This window comes from Alteromonas sp. AO-Serp (assembly GCF_017849675.1).
GTDB classification, from domain to species: domain Bacteria; phylum Pseudomonadota; class Gammaproteobacteria; order Enterobacterales; family Alteromonadaceae; genus Alteromonas; species Alteromonas macleodii.
Map to the genome: position 1 here is coordinate 1 of NZ_JAFLMX010000330.1, position 2,692 is coordinate 2,692.

3 protein-coding genes are annotated in these 2,692 nt (G+C 42.6%); 1 reads left to right on the forward strand and 2 read right to left on the reverse strand.

The window, feature by feature from the left end; translation table 11 throughout:
* The first annotated feature begins 95 nt into the window (after nt 1-95).
* Nucleotides 96-563: a hypothetical protein gene (locus tag QVA83_RS20755; RefSeq protein WP_014950289.1), complete on the forward strand. Its 468-nt coding sequence runs from the start codon at nt 96-98 to the stop codon at nt 561-563.
* Between the two features lie 204 nt (nt 564-767).
* Here QVA83_RS20755 and QVA83_RS20760 read toward each other — a convergent pair whose 3' ends face one another.
* Both QVA83_RS20760 and QVA83_RS20765 read right to left on the reverse strand, forming a co-directional pair.
* Nucleotides 768-2,111 carry a M24 family metallopeptidase gene (locus QVA83_RS20760; RefSeq protein WP_287498911.1) on the reverse strand — a complete coding sequence of 448 codons (1,344 nt, stop codon included), beginning with the start codon at nt 2,109-2,111 and terminating at the stop codon, nt 768-770.
* A 157-nt stretch (nt 2,112-2,268) separates the two neighbouring features.
* Nucleotides 2,269-2,649: a VOC family protein gene (locus QVA83_RS20765; RefSeq protein ID WP_131136797.1), complete on the reverse strand. Its 381-nt coding sequence runs from the start codon at nt 2,647-2,649 to the stop codon at nt 2,269-2,271.
* Nucleotides 2,650-2,692 lie beyond the last annotated feature (43 nt).

A 2,692-nucleotide genomic window follows, 5' to 3' on the forward strand; every position in this document is an offset into this window, starting at 1 on the left:
AATTACGAAAAATGCTTTATTTTTTGAAAGTATTGTTCATAATGTATTCATCACTCAGGTGATATCTAATTTAGTTACAAAATAGGAATTCAAAAATGAAACTGTCTACTTTCGCAATTGCTCTAACACTATCTGTTGCTGCCACTCAATCTTTCGCAAAAGATGTCGTACTAAAGCCAATTAACGACAACATCGAAACACAAGCATGTTTAACTGCTGCTGAAGATGGTTTTGGTCCAGCATTGCGTCTTATCCGTTCAAAAGGTTTTAACGCAGAAGAGTTCAGTGCATCTGTACGTTGCAACGGCGAATCACTTCGCACTTTTGCTTACATGTACAAAAACAACAAGGCGACTGAAAACGCGAAAACTGTAGCACTTGTTGCTAAAAACCAAGATGTTGCGTCACAGGCTTGTCTAGAAGCGCTTTCAGTAGGTAAAGAAGCGGCACTAGCGAAGTTTGGTTTGGAAGGTGAGAATATTATTTGTAACCACAAAACAATGTCTGATTTTGTTCGCGAATACAGTGCAGAGAACGTAGTTGTTCGCACTGCTGCTGAATAAGACTGCGTTTTAGGATAGCAACCTACTGCTAATATTTAGTACAGTTTCATGGCCTTTCGCTTGAAAGGGCGAAAGGCCTGACACTTTACGCTTCGCTTGATTTAATTCTACGTAAGTCTTCTCGCATCGGCCAACCTTTAGCCGCACCGTTCAGTTTTTTCATTTCGTATGGGTCTTAAAATAGGCGTAACGCTCCACCCATAGTTATTGGTTTTCATCTGAATGAATCAAATGAAACTCAGTTTGCCTGCCATCTAAATAGGTTACTGACTGACCGTCAAAAAATGCATCTTCTTCCAGCATAATTCTAATTTCTTTGTTCCACTCTTTAATAAAGCTTGCTGCATTGAGTTCTATCGAATAAGCCGTTTGTGCAAACACTGGATAGTCACCTTGAACTGGTACTCCTTCCTGTGCATCCCACATTCCTATCGTTGGACCCGCTGCGTGCCCATGAAAACCAAGCGGGTGGGTGTAAATAGCGGGCGTAATGCTTTGTTCGATAGCCTGCTGCCGCGACATACTCAAAATAGTGTTACCTGTTCTGCCTACTTTAAAATTACCGGTCAGAATGTCCTGCAACTGGTTTCCAGATTTAAGTGCTTCCTTAAGTGAAGCTGGCGCGTCTTTTTCACCAGGCTTTAACACGTAAGCATGCTGCTGTTGATCAGTATTAAGTCGAAGGTAAGTAATGCCGAAATCGACATGAATGAGATCGCCCGGCCGAATGATGTTTTCACCAGGACGCTTGCTAAATGCGGTAATTTGGTCGAAGACTTCACTGTCTTTACGTTGAATTGAGACAGTAGGATGAAACCAGTTGGTCAGCCCTAAAGCGCGCGTTTGATCACGCAGCCACCACACCACATCGTCTGTAGTTGTCACGTTAGGGGTTATAACTTCATTTGAAAATGCCGTTGCTATTAGTGAATGACCAATTTGAGTAAGTACCGGATAATATTGCATTTCAAGGTCACTGCGCGTTTCCAGCCAACCGATTGAGAGTCTTTCGCCACTTACAACGCGGCTTTTCAGCGCTTCAGGAAGTACGGCCATGAATTTATCGTGTTCGGTAGAGGTCATGCCATCAGCGAGCGCAAATGAATCAGACGTATTAATGGCAATTTTAGCGGGATTCCGGGCTTCGATAATGTGTTTCAATGCCTCCCACTGGTCGGGTTGTGCTTCCTTATCCCACGCTTTTTTAAATAGCGACCCTACCGCATATCTTGCAACGGCCAAACGTTCTAGCGGTTGACCATTGCCGGGGTTATAAATGACTAACATGGTATGACGTCGTGCGGAAATCCAAGTAGAAGGTAACATGGTTTTTAAAACGGGATCTTCGTTGTATTCCCGGGACATAAGCACCCACATGTCGATGCCTTCACGCTCCATAATTTGGGGCAGCACAGAGTTGAAGCGTTCAACGGTGATCTTGTCAATCAGCTCGCTTCGCTGTTTCATACTAAGAATGTTATTCGCCCATGCGTTTGCCGATAGGGACAACATTACTAAACCTAAACTTATCGCTAGTAACTTTCTCATCCATGTTTCCTGTCTATTATTAAAATGACCACAGTGCGCGTTCATTTTTAGTAAACAAACCTAGCAAACACAAATACAAAGTAAAACGCGCACGAGTGGGGTAACGTTAATCTAACACTAAATTTGAAAGTTCAGCTAGGCGTATCACTTAATAGCCCTAATTATATGAAACGACTTCAATCTCTATGTTTTGCTGAGCCATGAAATAAAAGCGTCTACCTGGTTCATAATCGCCATGGCTAAAAGTATTGAAATTTAGTGCCAGAACCCGCTGCTCTGTTTCGTCTAAATTAGGCACAACAATACCGATGTGGTTGATATTGGCGAGGGTTTTATAATCGCTTTCTATATCATTGATAATTTTAGGTCTGTAAAGGGCGAGGTAGTCTTTATCGTTTCCTACGTGCACCGTGTAGCCGTCATTTTTGGCGCCGCCGCTCCACCGTACTTTCCAACCAAATAGCGTACAAAGTAAGCTGGCTAGCTCATCTGGGTTTTCAACGGTGATATTCGCGTGCTCTAAGTATGCAGTTGTCATGTGTTTTTCCTTGTATAGATAATCAACGAAAAACAGCTTAATA